The organism is Streptomyces sp. TAA486 (genome assembly GCF_000426165.1).
On record NZ_AUEV01000017.1, the window covers coordinates 85384 to 110320 of the forward strand.

The window sequence follows — 24937 nt, forward strand, 5'->3', positions numbered from 1 at the left end:
TGCCGCTGAGAATTCCTCGTCGATAATGTCTCCCCTTCGCTTTCGGATGTGATCGAGGACCAGGCCAGTGAGAGGGGTGATCAGGGAAACCGCGACGAGAATCGCTGCGACAGCCCACCAAGGGGCACCCCCGAGAGCGCCACCGAGGGCAGCGAGCACGCCGGTCACAGGGCCAAGGGAGGTCGCGTTCATCGAGTGGATGCCCTTCCGGCACCCAGCGGCTGCGCCGCCTCATGCCTGAACAGGTCGGCCAGAGCCGACGGCTGAGCGGTAAAGAGGCGGCACTGGAGTGCCGAGGTGTCTGGGCATGCCAAAGGCCGACGCCGCCGAACGGCGGGCCAGTGATGTGTTAGGGCAGGCTTCCCATACGGCCGGGGAGCGGTTCCGTCAGTCCCAGAGCCTGGTTCACGTGATGGGGTTGTTGGGCCTTGTGCTAGAGGTCTTTCTCGGCTTTTTGGGCAGGGTCCTCTACACGAGGCGAATAACAAAAAGAACGCTAATAAAGCCCATCAGCCGATTCATATAGCCTCTCGCACCGCCCCTCTCCTAATTCAAAACCCACATCGAACCTGGCCACAGCATACGGGATCACGGCTTCCCTGGACACGCTGTCACCGCATCCGGCCGTGCGTCCGGACCTGCTTGCAGCGAGCACACCGCACTGCGCGGCTGCGAGATAGCTTCTGGGAGTCACAGGCCGAAGTGCCAGGATGGCGGTATGACGACGATCAACGGTGAGGTTGCATCCGGATTCGAGCCCGTACGCGAGGCGTTCGCAGCGAACTTCGATCAGCACGGGGACATCGGCGCGGCAGTGTGCGTGTACCAACACGGGCGGCCGGTGGTGGACTTGTGGGGTGGGACAGCCGACCCCGACACCGGTCATCTCTGGGAGCGGGACACGCTGCAACTGGTCTACTCGGCTACCAAGGGAGCGACAGCCACCGCAGCGCACTTGCTGGCCCAGCGAGGCGCCCTCGACTTGGACACCCCAGTGGCCACGTACTGGCCGGAGTTCGCCGCGAACGGCAAGGCAGAAATCCCGGTGCGCTGGCTGCTGTCCCACCAGGCCGGCTTGGTCGCACTCGACCAACCAGTGCCGGTAGACGAGGCACTTGCCTGGCAGCCGATGGCAGCCGCACTGGCCGCTCAAAGTCCCCTGTGGACTCCAGGCACCGCCCACGGGTATCACGGCCGAACCTGGGGCTGGTTGGTCGGCGAGGTCATCCGCCGGGTGTCCGGCCGCACACCGGGCCGCTTCTTCGCCGACGAGATCGCCGCCCCCCTAGGGCTGGACTTCTTCATCGGGTTGCCGACGCGCGAACGCAACCGGGTCAGCTGCATGGTGTATCGGCCGCCCGAGGTCGACCTCACCACCGTCCCCACGGAATCGGTCCCCGCGGAACTCCGCCAACAGGTCGCTGCCTGGCGCGACCCCAACTCCTTCAGCAACAGGGCATTCCAGGTCACCGACCCGGCCGAGATGGACTTCAACTCACCAGAAGTACAGGCTGCGGAACTCCCGTCCTCCAACGGCATCGCCACCGCACGCAGCCTGGCGCGCATGTACGCCGCTCTGGTCGGCGAGGTGGACGGCCTACGCCTCCTCGCGCCAGACACCCTCGCATCGGCGACCAAGGAACAGGCCACCGGCCTGGATCAAGTGATGGTGATTCCGAGCCGCTTCAGCTCCGGATACATGCTGCCCACCGAGGCCAACCCCATGATCGGCCCGAACTCCTTCGGCCACACCGGCCGAGGCGGCTCACTCGGCTTCGCCGACCCGGAACACAGCATCGCCTTCGGCTACGCGATGAACCACATCATCAGCGGCTCCGACGACGAGCGGGCAACGTCTCTGGTGAACGCGGTCCGCAAGTCACTTTCGTAGCACCTTCCCCAGCCGAAGTCTGGACCGGTGACCGATCGCGTCCAGACTCCTTCTTGCCTCTAACGCACCGTCTACTTCCAACATTTCCTTAATCCCAGACCAGCCGGCCGTCGACACTGTCGAAACCTGGAGAATCACGATGGCCTCGCGTTCGGGATGGAAGGACGCCGCCTGAGATCGCGAAGCAGCACGTCGGCGACTGCCTCTTCGTAGAGCACACGGTTCGCCGTCTGCATGGCTTGAGCGAGTGCGGGATCCCAGGCGGTGGGATATGGCCCGCCCGTGAGAGAAATGTGGTCTTCGTCGCTGGCGATGCCGGCATCGTAGTCGGCTGCGCTCATCCTCCAGGGGTGGGCGTCGTGGCGGGTGATGATCTGGTTCGTCATGTCGATGCCCGGCCAGTCGAAGTCGCCGTGGTAGAGCAAGACGCCTCCGCCACTGGTGACGGTGCGAGCGAGACGGTGGAAAGCAGTGGAGGGTCGGCCTTCGGTGCAGATCAGTGGAGGGCTGTCGGGGCCGAGTTCTCCGGCGGCGCGGCGCAGGATGGCTGGGTTTTCGCATACACGTACAGCCGACGCGTTCACGGTGATGGGCAGGGTGACGAGTTGGTGGAGTGTGACGTGGAAGGGCGTGGCGTATTGAGCAGCGCTGGTGAGCCATTCGCCCAAGCCGTCTCCCTGTGCAGGGAGGTTGAGGACGAGAACGCGGCTGGCCAGGTCGTCGACGATGACGTCGAAGGCGTCCCACAGTTCTCGTCGCTCTTCGGCGGTGGAGGGCTGGGTCGTTCCTACGGCGTGGGCCAGGGCGCGGAGGACGAGGGTGGGTAGGGTGCCGCGGCCGTGGTTGAGGGCTTTGGTGTCGCCGGTGGCAGTCTCGGCGAGAGCCGGTAGCGGGAGCGGCGGTGATTCGGGGGGCCGGGCATCGAGATGTTCCAGGACCCTGATGGCGCGGACGAAGGCGTCGGTGTCGTTCTTGTTGATGAGCGCGGTGAGGGTTCCGTCGCTGGCGATGCCGGCGAGCCACGTCCGGTACCAGGAGGGGCCTCTTTGCAGAGGGCTGGCTTCGGCGAGGGCGAGTAGACGGGTGCGTGCTTGTTGGAGGGCGGCCTTCTCTGCTGGGCGGTTGCGTAGTGGGCCGCCCGTCCAGGTGAGCAGGTCGGCGAGCGATGCTCCGGTGGCCGTGCGGATTGAGGTGTCCAGGGCCGCGAGTCGTACGGTGATCTTCGCGGTGCCGGCTGGGCGGTAGGCGCCGGTGATGCCGATGAGTGCCTCGCGTTCGGCATCGCTGGGAGTGGAGACACTGATCGTGCCGTCGAGTTGTCCGCCGGTACGTTCCAGTGACCGGCGGGCAGCAGCTAGGAGGCGCTCATATTCCGGCTGTAGGTAGCGCTTCCTGGAGTCGGCTTGGCTGGTCATGCCTCGTCGTCCTGCTCGTCGGGATCATCGGAGGTGTCTGTACCGGCTAGTGCGGCGAGGAGCCCGTCCGCTGCGGGGGCGTGGCGTCGCGGGGAGAAGCCCAGGACCTCCGCTGCGAGTTCGTCGGAGCCCGGGTACTCGAGGTCATCGAGGATCTGGTCGCCGTCCCAGAGCAAGAGCATCGCGGAAACCGTGTGGCTGGCCTTGTCGTAGTTCATGTCGTAGTGGGCGATGCTGGGCACGGTCGGGTAGGTGATCCATAGATCGTGCCCGGTCATGAACAGATCGAGGTCGAATTTGACGGTGAGGGCGAGGAGGTCAGGCCGGTACTGCTCGTCGATACCGGCGAAGGCCTCATCCAGGGCGATCAACCTTGGGCAGGTGGGGCGTGCGGAGCCGTACTGGGCATTGGCGGCGGCGAATAGCGGTAGATGGATGGAAGCGGACTTCTCACCGCCGGACATTTCGCTGTGCTTGGCGCGGGTGAGCTTTTCCTCTTTCTCCCCAGGCCGGGACAGCAGCAGTTCGAAGGTGCGCCAGGCTCGATAGTCCAGAACCTCGGCGATCACCTGCTGGTAAGTCTTGCGCCGATCCCGCGCTTTCCCGGCGCGAATCTGGCCACGCAGCAGCGTGCGTAGTTCGGCTAGCCCGGCGGCGCCCAGGGATGAGGCGTCCTTTTGGAGAAGCTTGTTGATGGCGCGCTGTTCTTCGGTGAGTCCGTCGGATTGGACCCAGTGGATGCCGACTGTGGTTCCAGAGGACATGGGTTTGGCTCGGGTGTCGGCGTCCATGTCACGAACCAGGTCGCGGGCGTCGAGGGTGCGGGTGTGAATCTGCTGGGCCAGGCCAGTTAGAAGAGCGTCTTCGAGGACGGTGCGTTCGCGGTCTTCCAGTAGGACGCGTTGGTCGGCGACCTGTTCGGCTAGGCGGCGGCCGAACTCGGCGACGGGGGCTGGTCCTTCGCTGTCGGAGATACGGGCGAGGATGATGTCGCCGTCGGCTTCCCACTCCAGGTGGTAGCCCTGATCGGACTCCGCCAAAGCGTTGTCCAGGTCCGTCAGTGCGGTGGAGATCTTGGTGGTGGTGGATTTCAGGACGCTGTCCGTGGCCCTGCGCCCGCGGGTGGCTGCGTCGAGGGCATCCAGCAGGGCTGTGGTGGCCGGCGGAAGGGCGCTTCGAGCGGCGTCTTCCGGCGCGAGGTGCGGAAGCGAGCTGCTCAGCTGTGTCACCAGACGTTCTGCGGCCTGTTCTGCACTGGGCCAGAGATTGAACGGTGTCCAGGTGGTGTCGGCGGTGACCCCCAGCAGTCCGAGGAGGTCTGGACGGGTGTAAGGCGCGAGCCCGTCCGCGGTGCGCAGCTGCTCAGTCAGTGCCGTGGTGAGCGCGTCACGGATGTGCTCCAGGCTGCTGGCGGCCTTCGTCAGCCGGGTCTGCTGACTACCCGCTTCCTCGTCAGCCTCCTTGTAGGCGGATTCGGCTTGTTCAATAGCACGTTGGGTCGCATCAATCTGCGCGTGGATCTCCCGCAGGGGGGCGTCAAGCGTCTGCTCTTCTGTCTCGAGTCGTTCGGCGAGGGCGTGATGGTCGCTGCGTCGTTTGTTGAGGGCTTCGGCTTGCTCAGCACACTCTGCCCTCAGCTCGTCGATGTTCTTGTGACGTTCAGCGAGATCATGCTCTGTCGCAGTCATTTCAGCGCGTGCGGCGTGCAGGTCTTTGCCGGCCGTGGCGAAATCGTCTACGGCGTGTTCAGTGATGGCCAGGTCATCCCGGCTCGTGGGCAGCGAGACGCCGGCTGCGGTGCGGCGCAGCTGACGCTCCGCGTCGTGCGTTTCGGCGATGGCGGCGTCAAGGTCCGTGCGGGCGTCGGTCAACCGGCCTCGCGCCGTGGCGAGGTGTTCAGCGGCGATCTCCACTTGGCGGGCTGCGCTGACGATGGACCCCGTGGAAGGCAGCTGCTCGCGGGCGGTGTCGAAGTCGGCGAGGATCTCGACGGCCTGCTGCTGCTGCGCGGCGAGCTCGTTGAGGACTGATTCCAGTTCGGCGATGGACTTGTCGTATGCGGCAAGGCGCGCTCGGCGCCGGGCAGCTCGGGCTGTGGCGCCGATGTATTCCGGTCGGGCCTTGGGGTAGGCACCGAGATGGACCCCGAAGGTGAACTGGGCTCGCGCACTGACGGCCGGGAACGCCACACCGTCGTGGGTCAGCTCCTCGGTCAGAGGGATCGAGGTCAGTACGGCGGTGATTTCCTCAGCGCAGACATGGTCTTGCTCTTCGGGCACGAGGACGTTGGTGAGGGTGCGCCCGGTGGGACGGTCTTGGCTGGGCAGCGGCAGCAGGTAGCCATCCGGTTCGCAGTCGGCGACAGCCTGCGTGGTGGCATCGGGGTGCGGGTGGAGCCAGGCCGTGAGCAGGCCAGCTCCGTAGAGGGCACCTTCCACGGCTGCCGCCTCGCGCTCGGTCAAGGTCTCGGCGAAACGGACGAGTTGCCACAGCGGGGCACCGGGACGTCCCGAGCGGTCTGCCGGGCGCAGGTCGCTCGCCGGTGGGGCGTCGTCGCGTTCAGCGGCGATGGTCGCGCGCTCGTCCCGGGTACGTGCCAGCTCCTTCTCGGTCTCGGCGTAGCGGCGCCCGAGAGCCTCCCGGTGGGAGAGGGCGCTGGTGCGGCGGGTGTCGGTGAGAGTCCGGAAGACCTCCGACAGCGCCGGCGCGTCCACGTCGCCGGCTGCCTCCAGGGCTGTGGTGAGAGCTGCCGCGTCGTCGGGTGAGAGCACAGCAGTGGCGTCCGCACTGGTCCAGCGGCTGGTCATCTGCTGCAGTTCGGCCGCGGCACGGGAGCGGGCGGTGCTGAGTCGTTGCGCGGCCTCGTCGGACTTGGCGTCCCAGTCCGTGACTTCACCGCTGGCCTTGTCGAAGGCAGCCTGGTGACGGCGTTGGTCGCGGTGCGCTTGCTCGACCGTATCGAGGTGGCGGCGTACTTCGACGATGTCGTGGCGACGGGCCGCCTGCCGCCCCTGGGTCTCCGGGAGAAAGTCGCCAGTCAAATCGAGCGGGTCGTCGTCACTGACAAGGCCAGCCTCATGGGCTGCGGACAGCAACTTTTGGGTGTGGCGGTCAGCCGTCAATCGAAGTTCGCCGAGCCGCTGTTCGACGCGGCCTGCTTCCTTCTCCAACCGTGCTACACGATGACCTGCTCGTTCCAGGTAGTCGGCGTCCTTGGCGATGGCTTTGCCGTCGACGCGGACACGGTCGCGCAGCTCTCCCAGCCCCTGTTCCTTCTTGACGGCGTCCTTGTTGCGCAGCCCAGTCAGCTGGGCCTGGAACTTGTTGCGCCGTGAGTCAGCCTCATCCCGTGCTGTCTGTGCCGACTCCAACGCGGCAGCGGCGCCGCGCTGGTCACGCGCCGTATCGGCAATCTTGTGGCAGTGACCGGCCGTGGCCTCGATACGTGCGGTGGTCTTGTCGATGCGGTCGCGGACGTGGGTGCGCAAGTAGGCGGTGTACTCCCGTAGGAACGCTTGGACTGCCCCATCGGCCGTCGTGAGAGATTCCAGAACGGATTGGATTTCGTCCAGGTTCTCGAAGTCCCGCGCGGCCTGGACAATCAGGTCCTCGTCTACGGGACGCAGGCCGGCGGTGAGCGTGTTGGAGAGCTTGGCCGGGTCCAGATCCTTCGCTAGCAAAGGCCGGCGCAACTGCAACAGCAGATTGATCAACTGTGCATACCGCTGGCGGCCCAGGCCAAACAGCCGCTCATCGATCGCGTCCCGGTAGTCCGTAGCCGTCTTGTGCACGGCGCTTGTCCCGATCAGCCTCTCCAGTTCCTTCCTCCGCAGCGGCCGGGAGTCGGAACTGAGCAGACCGAAGTCCACGCCGATGCGTCCGTCGGCGACGAAGAAGAAACGACCGGGACGTTCCTTGCTCTTCTGAGCAAGGAGGCCGATTCCCACCGTGACAGCTTCAACGGGTTCGCCCTCATGGCCGTTGCGGGCGAACTCCATCCACACGTACCCGTAGTTGGATTCTTGACCCCGATAGAGAAGGTTGGACTTCATGGTGCGTTCTTCGCCGCTGAAGGGGTCCAGGCGGCGCGGGTCGATGCTGCCGTCCAGGACAAGCGGGAAGAGGACCTCCAACGCTTTGGTCTTTCCAGAGCCGTTGTGCCCCCGTAGGACGAGGCGACCGTCGGCGAAGACGAACTCCTCGTCCCGGTACTCCCACAGCCCGATGACTCCCGCGCGGGTGGGCTTGAAGCGGGTCCCAGGGGCGTCGTTACGGGAGACATCGTCGAGGGCTGTGGTCATCAGGTGGAGTCCTCACCGGTGTCGAAGTCGAGCGCGAACTGTCCGTGCGTGATGGGCCGAGGCAGTACGGCGGTGACGTTGCGATAACGGGCTGCAGCTGGGCGGACAAGCACACCGCTGGGCAGCGGATAGATCAGGCGCAGGTCGGCGAGCAGGGCAAGGGCTTCGTTGAGCAAGCCGGTGGGGTCGGACTGCCACTTGTTCGTGAACGAAGCGGGCCCGAACTCTTCATAGAGCTCATTGATCATTTCCTGTAGTCGAGCGCGCTCCACCAGGGGAAGGCACGATGCTGGCGGTCGTTCGCCCTCATCATCGGTCTGCTCCAGCGGGGCGGTCTCGGGCGAGGACGCATCCAGCGCCAAAGCCGCCAGGGTGCCGCTCTGCGGCAGCGCCGTGTCGATGCGAGCGAGCAGATCAGCATGGTCCTCCGCCGGATCCGGTGGTGGCATCCGCTTCAGGCTGGCTGAACGGTCGGGATCCTCCTGAAGGTCGGCGATCTTGGCCAGTAGCAAGCCCGCGGTCCGGTTGACGGCTCCACCTCTCCCGGGGAACCGCTTGTCGGTGAAATGACCGGTCGTATCGACGAGCATGATGCCCTCAGCGCGGCGCTCAATTCGCAGTCCGGTGAGGCGCACCAGGTCCTCCGCCAGGGTGTGCTGACGCAGCGCGGCGCCAACCTCGGAATCGACGTCGCCGAAATACACCACGGGGTGCTCAATGACCGCTCGCCGAGCTCGTTGGGCTGCGCTGCGGCGGCGGGCGTCGCGACCGGTACCGTCCGTACGTGTCTCCAACAGGCTGGCAGCGCTCGTCAGATGCTGCAATGGCTTGCCCGGCCGGAAGATCACATTGCACAGGTCGTGGTCGATGTCGAACAGCGCGTCCCCGCGGTCCGGGTCGCGTGCCCAGGCCTGGGTCGAGCCGTCGGAAATCCGCAGCGCTCCGCGGTCGACCAGCCAATCAATGACATCGACGACGGCGTCTTTATGGCCAGGGGCCGTGGGGTCGAAGCCCAAGTGGCCGATGGCGTTCGCATACGGGCTGAACTCCTTCACCAGGTCGGCCAGGGCGATCTCGATGCGGGAGCGGTGCAGACACGCCAGCACCAGACACAGGTACGCAAGCCTTCGCCGGTCGAAGGGCCGCTTGCCGCTGTTCGCGGCGACGATGGCCTGGCTGCTGTCGAAGTCGTCCAAACGCCGGATGAGTCGCGCGTGCCGAGCAGTGACATGCACCGTATAGCCGAACAGAGACCGAAAGTCCTCGGCCAACTCATCCGCCCACCGCAGCACTGGTGCCAAAGCGTTCGGGCCGGGGTGATCGGCACTAATCACGCTGTGCAGCAACAGCAGTCTCGCAGCCTGCTGGTAGGAGCCGAGCTGGGCCGGCTCCACGCCCGCGGCGACACGATGGGCCGTCACCGCGCATCCGTTCCATGACGACGACGCGATCCCGCAGGATGGAGCTCCAAACAGAACCCAGGCAGATGCAACGTGCCGTGCACGGTACGCAAGCGACTGCCGGTCTCATTCGGTACAAGCTGCAACGTCATCACGTCACTGGAACCGGTCGCCGAACGTATCCGGCCGGCCACCACCGCGCGAGACTCCAACGCACGGGTCAGCAGCTTGAGCACTGCCCGGGTCTCAACCTCGTTCAGGACCCGCTCGTGTGGACCGTCTTCCAGCAGGCCTGCAGCGGCGGCTCGTTCGGCGGCCCGGGCCGCCAGCTGCTGTTCCCGCAACCGGGCGCGGGAGCCTCGCTCTGTACGCACCGGCTGCGGACCGCCAGCTGCGGGCCGTTTACCGTGCCGGAACAGACTGACGCTCACCTCAACGCCAGGCGCATCCCACCAGGTAGACCGAGATGAGATCTGCTCATCGTCGTCATGCGCCCCGCTCAGGTGCCGAGCGGAGCGCAGATCGAACGCTGCGGAGATCAACGCGTTCGCCGCCTGTTCGTCTGGGGCGCCGGCGACCCAGGCAGCCAGGTGCCGCAGCTGCGTCGCCCGACTTACTCCACCACGCCGCGACTCAGTTACCTGCCGCAGCAGCGCGATGACCCCAGAGATCGCGGTTCGAGTCGCCCCCTGCAGCTGATCGGCCCTGGAGCCCGACACACCGTCGGCCAGGAACCACTGACGCAACCCGGTCCAGCGCCGCCGCCAATCCTCTCTGCGATCAGCCAACTGCATCATCGGACGCTCGTCGACGTCCGCCACCCGCCCCAGCATTGTCTCAATGCCGGTGTCTTCCACTTCGCGAAGCCCGCTGCACAGTCGGGGCGAATAGCGCTCCAACTCCGCCGAGAAATCGTTCATATGGGCTAGCAGTGCGTGCTTATGCCGCAGAAATGTCTCCGGCGAGATGTCAGTGGTACGGGCCACGTCATTCAACGTCAGATAGAAGCGCGCCGCGCGCCGGGTCATGTCCTCCAGCACGCTGTCGAGCCGAGACAGCTTGCGGTAGAGCTCCTCGCCGTCCGCGGCGAGGTTGGCTGCGGCCAAGGCTTTGAGGTCAGCCAGAATGTCGGCGAATACCAGCCGAGAGAGGTTGGCGTCCTCCACCCGGGCAGCGAGCACGTCCTCCACGGCCGCGTAGGCCCGGTACCCGATCTCGGTGAACTGGTAGACCGACTGGCGGTTGCGGTAAGCAGTCAGGCTTCCAGCCCGGGATGCATCCTCGACCCGGTAAAGAACCCGACCGCCCTCTCGATCTCGGTCGCGGTCACCCGAGAGCACATCCAGCATCGTCCGTAGATTCAGATCACCGGGATGCGGAGCATCCACGTGGCCAGTGGCCAGCTCTTCCAGGGCGGCTGCCACATCGTCCGTGTGCACCTGCACTTGGTGCACGGCCCGCAGGGCATTCATCGCCCGCAGCACCCACAGATATGAGGCAGCGTCATCGCGCTGGGTGAAGTTGAACAGCCTCAGGCGATCGCCAACCGCCAGTTCATCAAGATCAAACGCCTTCGACGGTTCGGCACCATCGCCCTGCGGCACCCCGCGCCACTCCCTCCCCCAGCAACGTCAGCCACCAACCCTGACATACCCCACTGACAACCGGGTCATGGATACGGAAAGCAACGAGCAGAACCGGCAGGGTCACGACGACGACCAAGTGCCAGTCACCAGCGCGTGAAGGATGTCCATAGCCGCCAGCCATCCACCCGTGCACTTGACAGGCTCGACTCCCAGAGCCTGTCAGCGGAGACCCCATTCCATGCGGACAGGTTCCCGAACTGCTGCAAGGGCCCCGTCGAAGTCTGCCAAGCGTTCGGCCAGTGTTGCGGTGGCGAGGCGCTCGGGGAGTGCCGTGGAGAACTTCAGCCCCTTGACGGCTCGTCGGTCGACGGACGGCAGGGTGAGTGCATCGGGCAACTCAGTACGCGCCGTATTCCAATCTTCCGGTGAGAGGTCCTGGCGGAGCCGGATGTGCGTGTCGGTGGGGCGCTGCACCGGGTCGGCGAGGTTGCCGAGGGACGCCGCGAGGGTTGCGTTGGCGCGGTGGCCGGCCCAGGTCCACCAGCGGACCGCGTCGGGATCGCGTACAAGGAGACTGCCCGCTGGGTGGACTTCGTGTGGGGCGCGGTCCGCGCGAAGCACGTGGAGAGCGGCGGCGGCGCGGCGGGTCAGGCGCACGCCGGGGTCCGTTCCAAGCAGAACTTCTCGCATGGCGCGGCTTAGGGCGAAGGAGAGCCCCCGCACCTCGCTGCCCTGCCACTTGGCGATCCCCCCGTCCTCGACGGGCTCCACGAAGACGCGCCGCCTCGCCCAGTCGATGGCAGTGACCTGCCAGCTACGCCCTGCGAGCAACAGCCGGCGGGGGCCCTCGCGTTCTTCGGTGAGGACGGCGGGGTCGGTGGTGCCGATCTCGCTGCGCCCGGCGAGGACGGTGAACTCCGGCGGTGCGGTGAAGGAGGCGGTGAGTTCCATGAAGTGCCGGCGTCCGAAGTGCTTCTCGGCCTGTGGCCCTGTGAACAGCATGCCGCCGTCGCTGTCCAGGAATCCTTCAGAGACGAGGTGGTCGATGAGGGGCTGCGCCGAGCCGTCGAAGGGGGCGAGTCCGTTCCACTGCTCTGCCCACAGCTGGTCTCCGAGGCGGTGTTCCTGGAGGGTGACGGCGAGGAGTTGCTGGGCAACGAGGTGGCGAGGCGCGGGTGGCGGGGTGACGGGTTCGACCCAGTCTCGCGACCACAGCCTGAGCAGCCCGGCTGCCTGCAACAGGGTGTCTTCGCGGGTGGTTAGGAAGAGGCAGTTGCGCGAGGTTCTTGTGCGGCGGCCGGTGCGTCCGATGCGCTGGAGGAAGGAGGCGACGGTCGACGGAGCGTCGATCTGGATCACGCGGTCGAGGTCGCCGACGTCGATTCCGAGTTCCAGCGTGGACGTCGACACGATGACGCAGTCGCGCGCCTCGGCGAAGGCCTGCTCCGACCGGGCTCGCTCGTCAGCCGAGAGCGAGGCGTGAGAAAGGAAGGCGGTAACCCCTCGGCCCCGTAGCGCCGCGCCCAACTCCTCGACCTGTTTGCGGGAATCGCAGAAGGCCAGGCGCTTCTCCCCGCGGTGTAGTGCTTCGATCATCTTGGCCGCGTTGCTGAGTGAGCCGACGTAGTCGAGCTCGACTTGGCCCGCAGGACGCGTTGGTGGGGTGGCCGCTCGGTCAGTGCCAGGCCCCGTCGGCTGATCTGCGTCAGGGGCGATGACGCGCCCGGTCCGCTGTTCGGTTCGCGCGCCCTGCAGCCAACTGAGCAGCGTCTCGGGATTTCCGATCGTCGCGGAGAGCCCGACACGTTGGATGGGCTGGCCCGTGATTCGTTCCAGCCGTTCGAGCACGGCCAGGAGGTGCCAGCCGCGGTCGTCCCCGGCGAAAGCGTGCACTTCGTCGACAACGACCGCTCGGATCCGCCCAAGCATCAGGGCATGGTCCGTCTTGACGCTGATCAGCATCGCCTCCAGCGACTCCGGCGTGGTTAGCAGGATGTCCGGGGCTTGTGTGCGGATGCGCTGTCGTTGCGTGGCCGAGGTGTCGCCGTGCCAGAGTGCGGCACTGCGACCCAGCCACTGGGCATAGCCATCGACGCGAGGCACCAGGTTGTTGAGCAGGGATTTGAGCGGCGCGAGATACAGCACGGACGTTCCGCTCCAGTGGTGCCCGGCCATCGCGGACAAGAGGGGGAAGGTGGCAGCCTCCGTCTTCCCGCCGGCGGTGGGTGCGAGTAGCAGGGCGTCCTCACCGTCCAGCAACGGTCCGATCGCAGCCTTCTGCAGCGGGCGCAGGTCCGGCCAGCCAAGAGTGTTGACGATGTGGTGTAGGACCACAGGGTCGAGCCGTTCCACCGGATCGTGTGCCTCTGCGGCGGTCGGACTACTCATCGTCACATGTCCAGATCGATCTCGTCGGCGGAGGCGCTGCTGGCCGCAGCGTTGCGCTCCAGTTCGGTCATGTCGCCTGCCGGCACGGTCAGTTGGTAGTGGACGCGGGGATCGAAGTCGGGGAACTGATCAATACGGTCCAGGACGTCGCCGACGAGCTTCTTCAGGAAGAGCCGCGGGGCCACACCGACCTTTCCGCCGAGTGCACCACCGACCCCCTGTGCCAGGTCGGCAACGTAGGCGTTGTCGGCCAGTTGCCCGATGCGCTGGGGTGCCGTCGACCCGTTCGCGTACAGGTCGCGAATGGTGCAGCCGAGGGCTGTGAGGGAGTCCGTGGTGAAGCCAGACAGGCGTACCTGTACGGCGCGAGGATTGTCGAATCGCGGGTCGGTCGTGAAGTCGGTGGCGAGCCGCTGGGCCAGCGGGGTCAGGCGCTGCACGCCCTGCTGCCCATCGTAAAAGGCTGGTGTGCCGGTGATGACGAGGAAGAGGCCTGGGAAGCGACCCGAGTGGACCTCATCGATGAGCTGGCGGAGCGCGTTGAGCGCCTTGTCGCGGGCGTCGGACCGCACTCGCTGGAGCGTCTCCACTTCGTCCAGGACGAGCACCAGTCCCGCATGTCCGCTGTCGCGTAGCACGGTGAGCAGTCCTTGTAGGAAACCGAAGGCGCCGAAGTGGTCGAGGTCGCCGCGGACTCCGGCGGCACGCCGGGCGGAGGGTGCGACGTGCGGCTGTCCGCCCAGCCAGGACATGACGGCCGCAGCCGTCGTCTCATCGCCGTTCTGGAGTGCCTGCCGATATCCCCGCAGGGCGGTGGCGAAGGCGGGTGCGCGGCGCGACACCTCGGCGAGGCGTGCCGCGAGCAGGCGGTCGACGGCTGCGGGCAGTTCGGTCTCATTCGCCCCGTCATCCAGGGCGTCCTCCTCGAGCGCGTAGAACCAGGCGTCGACGACGGGGCGCAGGGCACTGGGCGGGAAGCCAGACGTACCGAGGCGTTCGGTGAGTCGGCGGTAGACCGTCTCCAGTTTGTGCAGGGGGGTTTCCGTCTCGGAGATCTGCACCTCGGCGACGGCAAAGTTGCGGCGCTTGGCTCTCTCTCCCAGCCAGCGGGTAAAGAAGGTCTTGCCGGACCCGTACTCACCGCGAACCGCCTTGAATACAGATCCGCCGGCCGCGACGCTCGCCACCTCCTCATCGACGGCCTGCTCGAACCGGTCCAGTCCGGTGGCGAGCAGATCAAGGCCGCTCTCGGGGACGGCCCCGCGCCGCAGTGCGTCCAAGACAGCACGCCGCCGCACCGCCCCGACACCGCTTGCCGCGGGATGGACGTTCACGTTCTCACTCGCCTTCCGGGTGCCCGCTCACAGGCCGAACTGGTCTCGAAGCATCGCCTGGTTGAGCCGCACAGTGCGGTTGTCGGGGAGGATTTCCAGCACCTGCGCCCCGTCGTAGTTGAGCAGCTGTGCCAGCGTCGCCGCGAATCCGGCCGCCCGCGACGCTGGCTGTCCGGCGCGCTCGGCGAGCGCCGTCATCGACAGCGTGCCCGCCTCCAGCAGCACGGCTAGCGCCTTCGGCGCACGCTCCGCGCTCCGCCTGCGCGCCAGCAGGTTCAACTGCGCCTGATATAGCTCGCTCTGGGTCAGCCGCTCCACCAGCGCTTCGATGGGGTCGGCCGAAAACGCCGACTGTTCGGGAGCCGCGGTGACGACGTCCTCGGCATCGAACAGGCCAGGGCTGGGGGTCGGCACCGCAGGCCGCTGGTGACCCTGCTTCTTGGGCGGAGCAGCGCGCTCCTTCGCACCCGGGGCAGATGCGTGCGGGGTCTGGGCTTCGGTGTCGGCGCCGAGGGCCCACCATGCGGGCTCGGGGCGGCTCACTTCCCGCCAGTCCTTGGGAGGTTCGACGCCGAAGGGCAGCAGGGCCAGCACCGGGATTGTGACCTCGGCGAGGGTTGCCCCACCGTGGTAGCCCGCCTTACGTGCGGTGTAGCGGCTGTCGTGGTCGCAGAGGGCAACGATGGAGGCCCCGGAGTCGGGCCAGACCACGCGCGGGCCGGATAGCTCGATCTCCTGCTCGGCCACCGTGCCACCCGGGGCGCGGTGCCGCGCCGAGCCGATGGTGCCCGTGCTCGGTTCGATCTTCTCGCCGTGCCGGTCGACGACGTGGCCGTGGTCGGAGGTGATCAGAACGGTCATGCTGTGGGCGCGGGCGGCACGCAGCAGCGGCTCGAGCCCGCCGATCTCCCCAACCGACCAGGCACTGTCGCCGAGCTTCTGCTCCTTGGCCAGCCGGTCGTCGACCGTATTGAGGACAACCGCCACGTGGCTTTGTCCGTCGGCGAGGGCCCTTCCGAGCGCCGGAGAAAAAGGCGCACCGGTGTCTGTGGCGCGCAGGTCGTCCTTGTGGAACACGGCCGCGGGGACACCCTTCCAGAACCGATGTTCTGGGAAGAGTCGCTTCTCATCCGTCTGGTCGCCCTTCATGAGCGTGCCTGCGAACAGCGACGTCCGGGAGACAGCCGTCAGTGTCGGGAGTGCGGCAGCCATGGCTCGGCGTACAGGCCCCCCACCAGGGCTGCCCGAGGCTGACGGCAGCGGATCGTACTCGGCCCAGCCGCGCCCGAGTTCCTCGCCAAGCTCGGCGGCGATGGCCACGCTCATACCGTCGACGACGAGCAGTAGGATGCGTCGGCCCACGGAGCGGGCCACTGGCTTGACCACACGGTCAAGGAAAGTCTCCACCGTGAGCATGGATCTCGGTGCTGTGCCGTTGGCTGTCCACACCTCCAGACGCTCGGAGAATGAACGATCCAGTCCGGTACGCAGGGCACGCACTTCCCCAGCGATCGCGTCGTAGGCGGCAGCGAGCTTCGGGTCCTCGTCCCCTCCGGCTTCCAGGTGTTCCAACGCCCGGTCGATCCACCCGAGTTCGGCAATCTGCCGTTCTATCCCATCGGCGACCGTCTCGACCTCGGGGCAGGGTTTCCCGGCGAGCCACTGCCTGATTCGGGCAGCCATCCGCACGCGCTCGATCCTCGCCTGTGTCCCTGTGTCGACGACAAGTGCGTGATCCGTCAGCGCCTGCACGGCTGCCACGACCGCGGCAGCATCGCCTCGGGACAGGGCGTATCCGGCGGCGGTGAAGCGAGCATCGAGCCCCGCCTCGAGTACGGGGCTGGCGCCTGCTGCCACCTCTGCCCCGAACTGAGCGGAGAGCTGGGCCGCGCGCGTGAGAACTGGGTCCGCCAACCGGTGTTCACCCCGCTCCAGGAGTGAGTGGACGTATGCCTCCCCGGTGCTCCCGAACACCGACAGCAGCTGGTCGAGTTCCTCGCCCGTGGCCGGTGGTTGGTCGCCGAAGAAGCGCTCGGCCCGCCCTCGTGCCCGATACACCTCCTCGCCCGTTTGCCCGTGTGCCCACAGGACCGCGCAGACCAGAGCGAAGGCGAGAGCGTCCGAGCCGTTTCCGGCGAAGCACAGCGCTATGACCGCGCGCCCAGTGGAACCGGCCTGATCGGGTTCGCCGAGGAAGCGGCCGAGGCCTTCGCGCTCAGCCTTCCTTGAGGTGGCCAGCGATGCGGGTCCGCCTGGCGTCAGCGTCCAGCGGAGCAGGGTAATCGGATCGATGCGCTCGTCACCTGTGGTCGCGTTCGTCCGTCCGTCCTGCTCGGTCTCGTTCAGGCCGAGCCGCCGACGGGCGAGCAGAGTGAGTGCTTCGTCGCGGGTGAGGATGCGGCGGGCGCGCATGGTGGAGCCATGTCGGCCCGCCTCGTGGAGCAGCGCCTCGGCTGCCCATTTCTCAGCGCGCAACCGCGGATCGACGCCGACCGCGCCGAAGGCATTGCGAACGACCTCCCAGTTGTCGACCTCTCGGATCCGCCGCCCGTACGTACGGGCGAGCAATGCCGGATCGAGTTCGGTGTCCTCGCGGTCGGTGAGGACGACGAGGACCGCATGGTCGGGCACGGCTGCCGGATCCAGGTGTCGCAGGATCAGCTCGTGGACGGCGAGCACCGAGGGTGCCACCGCCACCTGTGCCCGAACTCCGTCGCGCAGACGCAGGGTTGCGGGCCCCTCCCACTCTGGTTTAGCGCGCAGCACCAGAACCTGCCGCTGCCCGTCATTGATACCGCTGCGTGAAGCGGCGTACTGGGAGACGGTCGCGGCGGGCAGCCGGGCTGGACCTGCGACGGTTGCCGTGTCAGACATCAGTCGACGACCTTCCAGTGGATCTCGACGGTGGCGTTCGGATCCAGCTCGGCCAGCTCGGAAATCTCGGACCGCAGCGACGCGACGGCCTGTGCGGCAGTCGTACGGCCCCTGCCCTCGCGCCGCGCACCCCCACTGCGCCGGCCGACGGAGCTCTCGCCGCCATCGGGCACAGTCTGGGGTTCCGTGCCGAGCGGTGGGTGGGCCGAGCCGCCGTTCAGTTCTATGTCGTCGGCCCGCTGCTCCATCCCGGCGTCGGGATTGGGTCCGACGAGTGGCGTCACCGCAGGCTTCTCGGCCGTCTGCTGGCGACGCAGGAGCGCGATGATCTCCTGGCCCGCACGGTCCAGCATGCGGGGGAAGTCCGGGTACTCGACCGCGTCGCCTGCAGCTGCCTCCTGCAGCCGGGCGAGGACCGCCGCGCCCTCCACCCCGAGCCCGGCGGCCAGGTCCAGCTGCTCCCATCCGGTGCTGTGGAGGGCGGAGGCCACCTTCTGCGCCGACTTCAGTGACGTGCCGAGCCGCTGAGCGGTGAAGCCACCGAGGTCGAACTCGGCCAGCGCCTCCACCACTCCCTTCGCCCCTCCCGTTGCCGACACCGCAGTGGCGGCAGTGCCATCGCCGGCCAACTCACGTGTCAGTGCCGCGGCGCGCCGCGCAAGGTCAAGACGTGGGGAGGAGTCATCCAGGTCGAGGAAGGTTCGGTGCTGCTCCAGCGCCATCACCAACCGCTCCGCCTCGTCCACCAAGGACCGCGCGGACTGGCGGATCTGACCCGCGAACTGGTTGACCATCCTGCCGCGTCGCAGCGGCGGCGGCTTCGCCCCGAACACCGCCTCGAAGCGGTCCTGCGCATCACGCCATTCGTCCTCGCCCGGCAGCGGCTGCTCGCGCAGCGCGTACTCGCGCCTGAGGTCGCCGGGCGCCGCGGGTGCAGGCTCGATGAGCGTGCCGCCCCGTACCCACACGCGGTCTGTCATCTCCGCGTGGGCGGCCGCGACCAGTTTCTGCAGCGCTTCGGGCAGGCCGCGCGGAGAGGGCTCGTCCATCCAGTCTGTGAGACGCACCAGCGTCGGTTCGCTCTCGCCACTCCGCTTGGCCAGGCGCTGGAAGTGATCCGGCCAGCTAGTGGACTGCCGGTAGTAGGCCTCCTGCATCGTACCGAGCTGCAGTCCACCGGCAATGCGTGCCATCGCCGCGCGGTCTTTCCCGGCGACTTCGACGCGACCGTCCCCGCTCTCCGCCGCCTGCCGCACATAGCCGAAGACGGTTCGCAGCGCAGCGGCGGTGACGGGCCGTCCCGTGTTCTCCGGGTCCAAGTTCGGGTGCCCGGGGTACTGCTCGGCGAGCAGCTTGCCCGCAACGTCACGGGCCGCGCCGTACAAGGTGGCACCGAACGGCAGCTTCAGCTTGTCCTCCGGGAGATCACCGCGCAGGGGGACGAGGTGCAGGTCGAAGCTGAGGTCGACAGTGCCCTCTTCCTTACGGGCCAGCCCATAGGCCTGCCGGAGCGCGACTAGCAGCCGCTCAGTGAGCGTGTCGCGCTGGGAAGCGAACAGCCCCTTGGCGCGCACCTTGTCGTCCGGCTTGAGGCTGCGCGCGTACTCGTTGTCGAAGCGGTTGCCGTCGGCGAGAAGCTTGTCGATGACGACGAGTCGCTCGAAGTCGTCCCGCGTGGCCCGGGTCAGGTGTGTCGGCAGCCAGGCCAGGGTGCGTACGGTACCGCCGGTCTTCTCGCGCAGTGACCGCAGCCGCTGTGCGTCGTCCATCGGTCCGAACTCGCGCTCGTCGTAGGGGAGATCGACGACGAGCCGCCAGGCGTCGTCGCGCGTAGGCTTCAGGTCGGCTTCATCGAGCGAGTCGACATCAGCGACGTTCCCGAAGACCACCTCGACCTCCCGCTCGGTGCCCTTCCACACCAGATTGAGGACGTCATGGCCGCCGAAGCCGCCAGGCCCTTCGGTGACCTCTAGAGCCTCCTTGAGCAGGGCCTCCATTCTGGCGCGGCGGCTGCCCTGGTTGTTGTGGACCTGGGCGTTGGCGAGGACCGCGTCCAGGTCGATCCCGGTCAGCTCCAAACGGACGGCCGGGTTGGCCTCGGTGCCGGTCTTCTTGATCTCGGGGATGGACGCAGCCCACTCGGTGACCTTGGCCGCCAGTCGAGGCACCTCCGTCCCCGGGATCCGGGTGACGATCGAGCCGTAGTTGAGGGCGTTCAGCCGCTTCAGCGTCAGATCGGCAAGCGCGGGCACGCTCGGCGCCAGCGCGGACAGCAGAAGGGTCTGCATCAATCGGTTGTCACCGGTGAAGTCGCGCAGGTGAGCAGCCGATTGGGAGTCGGTGACCGACTGCGGGTCGCGCTGGTACGCCTCGACCTCGTCCTCGGAGACCTGATGCGCCCTCAGCAGATATGGCCGCAGCTTCTCCCGGTACAGCTTGTCGGCCGCCTTGAAGTGGACCTCCGCCTCACCAGTGAACGCCTGGTCCCCGCCGCCGAGGATCGCCGGGTACAGGTCGCCGAGCGGGACGAGTTGGCCGAGGCGCCAGTCGTGTCGGTGGTCCGACAGCAGCTGTCCCATGAGCTTCAGGCCGGTGCGCGAGCGCTGTAGCGCACCCGAGATGTGGACGAGGGTGTCCATGAACGCCGGCGGGAACGGATAAGTACGCCGGAACGAGTCCTCGTCGCCGCCTGTTGTCGACTCATCCTCGCCCAGCAGCGTCCGCCACACATCGGGCCCGAGCTTCTGGGCCTCCGCGAAGGCGGCGTCGATCTGCGCTTCCGCCTCGGCCGACTTCGGACTCAGCAGCCGCGCCTGGGCGACCTGCGGCAGGTTCCGATCATCCAAGACGATCTTGTCAAAGCGTCCGCCACTCAGCTTCAGGCTGTCCCGGATGGCGATCTCGGCCGCGCCCGACAGCTCCTCGCCGACCAGCTCCCGCAGATCACGCTGACGGGCGATGAACGACACCACCGGGATAGCACGGCGCTCGTCGGCACCCTCTACCAAGTTTGTGATCTTGTCGGCTTCACGAGACATCGCCTTCTGGTCCTGGATGAGTCCGGCCAGCCAGAGGATCAGCTCATCCATGAACAGGATCAGGCCGTCGTAGCCGAGCGACTTGGCATGCGCCGCGATCACGCCCAGGCCCTTGTCCAGGGAGATGAAGCCGTCCGCGTCCTCCGAGGCGTTGCGAGCCAAGGCTGGGAAGAGCGTGCGAGACAGGTCCCGCACCAGACGAGCCCGCAGCTCCGCCGGGGAGGTTGGGTTGTCCGTGTCGAGCTGCTTGACGTTCTCGTGCTCTTCTCGGGCGGCCATCGCGGTGTCCAGCAGCTGCGGCGTCCACCGGAACGATGACTCCTTGGCAGTGACGATGTCGCCCCACCGGTCATCGTCCTCGCCCATGTCAGCGGCAAGCTCCGCGTCGGCTGTTACCGCCCCCGCCAGCTGCTCGATCACCCAGTTGTCGCCGCTGCGCGCTCGCAGCTGCGCGAAGTCCTCGAACAGCCCGTCCGTGCGATACACCTGCGGCAGCGGTGCCTCGGGGTGCAGCCGCCCCACATGCTCGACGTACTTGCCGAGCACCCGCTGCTCCAGGCTCTTCGCCGACAGCATGTGGTACGGCACCAGCAAGAAGCGCCGCCCGTCCCCGTCCAGCCACGCATGCTTCGCACGTAGCGCATCGAACTCGTCGCGGGCCCGCGCCGTCCGGTGCCCCGACAGCAGCGCATAAAGCACCGCCATGAAGTGCGACTTACCGGAGCCGAAAGAGCCGTGTAGATAGGCCGCCTTCGACTCGTGTCTGTCCACCGCCGACTTGATCAGACTGAGCGCCGTGTCGAAGTTCTTCTTCAGCCGCTCCGTGACGACGTAGTCGCGCAACGCCGCCTCCGCACCCGCCTCGGTGACAGCCTCGCTCAGCTTCAACACGTAGTCGGACGTCGACACCCGCTCCGGGATGTCGATGAGCTCTCGCAGCAGCGGACGGTCCTCGGGGCGACTCTTGCCCTTGCCCATGAACGCCATGGTTCTCCTACTTCCTCCGTCCCCTCAGGCCTCAGCCAGCCGACTTCAGGCCGCGGGGCCGCGCTTGGCAGCCGTCGGACGCCAAGCGCGCAGTTCATCGTCCGTCAGCCCCAACTCGCCCTGTTTCAGGTTACGGAACGCCAGCACCTCCGCGGCCGGGGAAGCCCCGTACTCGGGGTCGTACTCCCCGTACCACTGCTCCAGCCACGGCTGCAGTTCCAGCAACCCAGCCAGGTAGGGGGCGAGGTCCGGGCCCTCGATCCCGGCGTCCTGGATGTACGAGGCGAGCGCGAGCGCCTGCTCCAGCTGGTTCCAGCCCGCCCAGCCGTACAGCTCGGGGTGCTGGGCGTTCGCCGTGCCGTAGGAGATGAACCGCTCCTTGGGCACATCGAGCTTGCCGCGCGCCCGCCAGTAGGAGGGCTTGAGGAAGTCGTCAGAGCTGTACTTCGGGGGGACAGGGGTATCCTTGCGGATCTCGCGCTTGGAGAGCTCGTCCTCAGCCGCATCCTCCTTGCGCTGTTGCTTCCAGACGTGCTCCCAATCGGCACGCTTCTTCAGACCGGAGGGCTTGTGGCGCAGGGCGGCGACGAACGGGACGTGTTCCTCGGAGAGGAGTCGGCGAACGGTCTTCGCGAAGTCCTGGCGGGGGGCGTAGATGTCGGCGACCGAGCGGAACTCGGTGTCCGTGCTGAGGTCTTCGGTGAGGCGGGAGAGGGAGATCAGGGTCGGGTTCCCCTCGGCATCGAACCAGTGCTGACGGTCCTCGATCCGGTCTAGGAGCCAAGACTTGAGCGCCTTCTCCTGCATGGTGTCCCAACCGTCAGTGGCCCAGCGCCGCTTGTACTCCGGCCGCTCCATCATGTTCAGTGCGCGGCTGGACTTGATCGCATCGATCCGCTTCTGGACAAGCTCGCGGTACGCAGCGGGCCAGTGCTCGGGGATGGTGGTGCGCGGAGCGGAGCTGTGCCTCTTGAACCACTCGTCGCTGGCCTCACCATCCTCGATGCGCCGGGCGAGCACGATCTCGAAGGCGCGCTCTCCGAGCGCAAGTTCGGGGAGGGCAGGGGACGCGGGGGTAGCGTCCACCTCGGGGAGGCGTAGCTCCTCGGGATATAGCTGGTAGAGCCCGTACACCTGCCAGTCCAACTCCTCCTGCAGCGCGATCATTCGGGCGCGAATCGCGTCGTAGCGGACCCGGGCCTCGCGGAGGGCCGCGGAGGTTGGCGTCTCACGGACGGCGAGGGCATGGGGGGTGGTGTCGGAGAGTTCCTGGGCGAGGGCGTCGAGGGCGGTAGCGAGGGACGTGGGGTAGGTGGAGGGGAGGGGCAATTCCTCGAGCTTGGTGCCGGTGAATTCGTAAAACTGCTCCCAACGTTCTTCTGCGATACCTCCACCGATCCCGCCACCTCCCTTGCAATGGCTCACCATCTTGAGCCAGAACCCGGCGGTGGAGCTGTTGAGAACCCCAAGCAGCGCCAGGTACTCATCCTTCGTAGCCGAATTCGGTAGTTTGATGACAGATACCGAATGCTTGGCAGGGATTACAAACTCTTGCCGATGAAAGTGGTTGTGCGTCGCCACGAGCGGGAACAAGATGAGAGTCTCCGCTACTGCTCGAGCCTTGTATACTTCGCGCCACTCGATCCATGAAACTCCTCGTTCGAGCAGGGTGACACTGAACCTCTTCCGCATCCTCAAGACGTGACGCAACGGCCACATGAATCGAAGCAGATCACGGTTTTCTTCTGATTTCCGGAGGTTCATGGAATCGTCATATGGGCTGCTAACCCAGGTGACTTCCGCGAGGCTCCAGTCCCGAACTTCGTTTCCGTTAGCTACCGCGCTCGGCCTGGACCCTCGAGAGTGAGAAGCAGCTGTATCGGTTGCAGCAAAAGCCTCATCTTCGCCCGTCACGATTGAGAGCCCGATATCATCCACCACGGATCGAAGACGTGACGAGGCGCTTTCCAGGGTCTTCATGACATCTGGAGCAGCACCGCCAGTGAGACTCCACGGGTGCTTCGACAGGTCTTCGCGTCGAGCGTCGCGCACGCTAATCCATGTGCTCTCAGACCCAGGATCGTCGATCTGGCGAGTGATCGCCTGCCAAACACAACCCTGGCTTGGAATCTTCGGCTTGCCAGGTTCTCCCTGAATGCCGAGCGCGAGACGGACTGTGGGTGAACGATAGATGGAACCCCTAGGTGCACCGACAAGAATCACCGTCGGGGTTCCGTGTCCAGGGATGTGGGCGCCTGACGTGTCGATCACATCGCGCAAGTCAACCTGATTCGGAAGGAACTCTTCGATGACACGCTTTCCGAACTCCCGTTTCATGAAGGCATTAGACCCGATCAAACCAACTCGGCCAACTACGTTGGGAGAATCGCACTTTGCAAGCTCGAAGAAGCGCTGAATGAACGGAACTGTCAGATGGTACTCGCGATAGCAAGCAGAGTAGAGTGTCCGGTAGTGATCTCTCAGCGTCCTGTCCTTGACCGTGATGTACGGCGGGTTACCGACCACGACGTGGTAGCGGCCCTTGCGCAGGATCTGCGGGTGCTCGAACACGTCCTCCGTGCTCAGTGCGTAGTATGGGTCCTCACTGTCGGTGGATTCGGTCGCGTCACCCAACTCCTCGTCGCCGAAGAGCCCCTCTTGCCGGTACTCCGTCGGCAGCAATGAGTCACCCACCGCGAGCCCCAGCGGCCAGTCGTACTTCCCCGCCTGTGCGAGCGTCCGCATCCCGCTCGCCGCCATCGCTGCGAGTAGCAGCCGGAACCGGGCAATGGCGACCGCGAAAGGGTTCAGATCCACGCCGTGCACCGATTCAAGTGCCGCGCGTACGCGCTCGTAGGGCCCGACAGTCGGCCGTCCCTCCGCCCACAGCCGCACTAGGCGGCGGAACGCACCGAGGACGAAGTGGCCGGAGCCACACGTAGGGTCGATCATCTTCAGCTGCTCGAAGCCGAACTCGCGCACCGCAGGGTTCATAGTGCGATCGAGGATGAACTCCTCGACGAATACCGGGGTTTGGAGCAGTGCGTACGTCTTCCGCGCCGCCGCACTCAGGTCCTGATAGAGGTCACCCAGAAAGCGGGTGTCCCACCCCTTCGTGCCGTCGTCGTCCTCCAGCGGGTCGGTGAAGTCGTGGACGAGCGAGCCGTCCTCGTTCTCCCGCCGCCAGAAGTCCAGAAGCGATCCCGCACCTTCGTGCGACAGCGGAATCTGGAACAACGGATTATGGCGCCGGTCGAAGAGCAGCCGTCCCGCTGGCCCCTCGCCCAGCTCCGCGAAGGAAGTCTCCAGCCAGCCCCGATACGTAGGGTCCTCGTCCTTGTCTACGTACTCCTCGTAGCGGGCCTGTGCCGTCTCCCGGCCCGCGAGCTCCGGCGCGGTGATGTACGGCTCGGGAATCAGTCCATTGTCTTCGCTGAAGCGGACGAAGACCGTACCCAGCACCCAGGCGACCCCGACCTGGGTGATCCGCTCGCTGAGCCAGGCGTTCCACGTGGCTGCAGTCCGGTTCGCCTTGCGTGCCTGCTCGTACTCCCTGCGCAGCCGGGTACTGACCTCAGGAACGGCCTGGACCTGCGCTTCCAGGTCGCCTTCAGCAGCCGTGACCTGCGTCTGAAGGTCGGCTAGGAGGCTGTTGGGGTCGATCACGAGGGCTCCCGTTGGTGATGCTTGGTCGGCGGGCGAGAGACGAACAGAGGAGACGGC

The 24937-nt window shown here is 66.5% G+C and carries 10 protein-coding genes; 1 reads left to right on the forward strand and 9 read right to left on the reverse strand.

The features are described from left to right. The first annotated feature begins 718 nt into the window (after positions 1–718). The gene (locus I004_RS0122865) at positions 719–1891 is read left to right on the forward strand and encodes a serine hydrolase domain-containing protein (protein ID WP_028437423.1); all 1173 of its coding nucleotides are present in this window, start codon (positions 719–721) and stop codon (positions 1889–1891) included. A 134-nt stretch (positions 1892–2025) separates the two neighbouring features. Here I004_RS0122865 and I004_RS35485 read toward each other — a convergent pair whose 3' ends face one another. The 9 genes from I004_RS35485 to pglX all read right to left on the reverse strand — a co-directional run bounded on the left by I004_RS35485 (position 2026) and on the right by pglX (position 24880). Further along, entirely contained in the window at positions 2026–3306 is a 1281-nt protein-coding gene (locus I004_RS35485) for a TIGR02679 family protein (RefSeq protein ID WP_037977413.1), read from the reverse strand. Next, positions 3303–7607 carry a TIGR02680 family protein gene (locus tag I004_RS35490; protein WP_051345328.1) on the reverse strand — a complete coding sequence of 1435 codons (4305 nt, stop codon included), beginning with the start codon at positions 7605–7607 and terminating at the stop codon, positions 3303–3305. Before I004_RS35490 ends, I004_RS35485 begins: the two co-directional genes overlap by 4 nt. Next, complete coding sequence (locus I004_RS0122880; protein WP_028437424.1) at positions 7607–9028, reverse strand: DUF2398 family protein; 1422 nt, start codon at positions 9026–9028, stop codon at positions 7607–7609. Before I004_RS0122880 ends, I004_RS35490 begins: the two co-directional genes overlap by 1 nt. Beyond that, positions 9025–10611 (reverse strand): TIGR02677 family protein, encoded by a 1587-nt coding sequence (locus I004_RS0122885; protein ID WP_028437425.1) that lies wholly within the window; start codon positions 10609–10611, stop codon positions 9025–9027. The genes I004_RS0122880 and I004_RS0122885 overlap by 4 nt, the downstream gene beginning before the upstream one ends. Positions 10612–10812: 201 nt before the next feature. Then, entirely contained in the window at positions 10813–12981 is a 2169-nt protein-coding gene (locus tag I004_RS0122890; RefSeq protein WP_028437426.1) for a DEAD/DEAH box helicase, read from the reverse strand. A gap of 2 nt (positions 12982–12983) precedes the next feature. Beyond that, positions 12984–14315 carry a BREX system ATP-binding protein BrxD gene (gene brxD / locus I004_RS0122895; protein ID WP_028437427.1) on the reverse strand — a complete coding sequence of 444 codons (1332 nt, stop codon included), beginning with the start codon at positions 14313–14315 and terminating at the stop codon, positions 12984–12986. 27 nt (positions 14316–14342) lie between these two features. After that, positions 14343–17189 (reverse strand): BREX-2 system phosphatase PglZ, encoded by a 2847-nt coding sequence (gene pglZ, locus I004_RS0122900; protein WP_028437428.1) that lies wholly within the window; start codon positions 17187–17189, stop codon positions 14343–14345. Continuing rightward, positions 17189–21214 carry a BREX-2 system ATPase PglY gene (gene pglY, locus I004_RS0122905; RefSeq protein ID WP_051345329.1) on the reverse strand — a complete coding sequence of 1342 codons (4026 nt, stop codon included), beginning with the start codon at positions 21212–21214 and terminating at the stop codon, positions 17189–17191. The genes pglZ and pglY overlap by 1 nt, the downstream gene beginning before the upstream one ends. A 45-nt stretch (positions 21215–21259) precedes the next feature. After that, the gene (gene pglX, locus I004_RS0122910; RefSeq protein WP_028437430.1) at positions 21260–24880 is read right to left on the reverse strand and encodes a BREX-2 system adenine-specific DNA-methyltransferase PglX; all 3621 of its coding nucleotides are present in this window, start codon (positions 24878–24880) and stop codon (positions 21260–21262) included. Positions 24881–24937 lie beyond the last annotated feature (57 nt).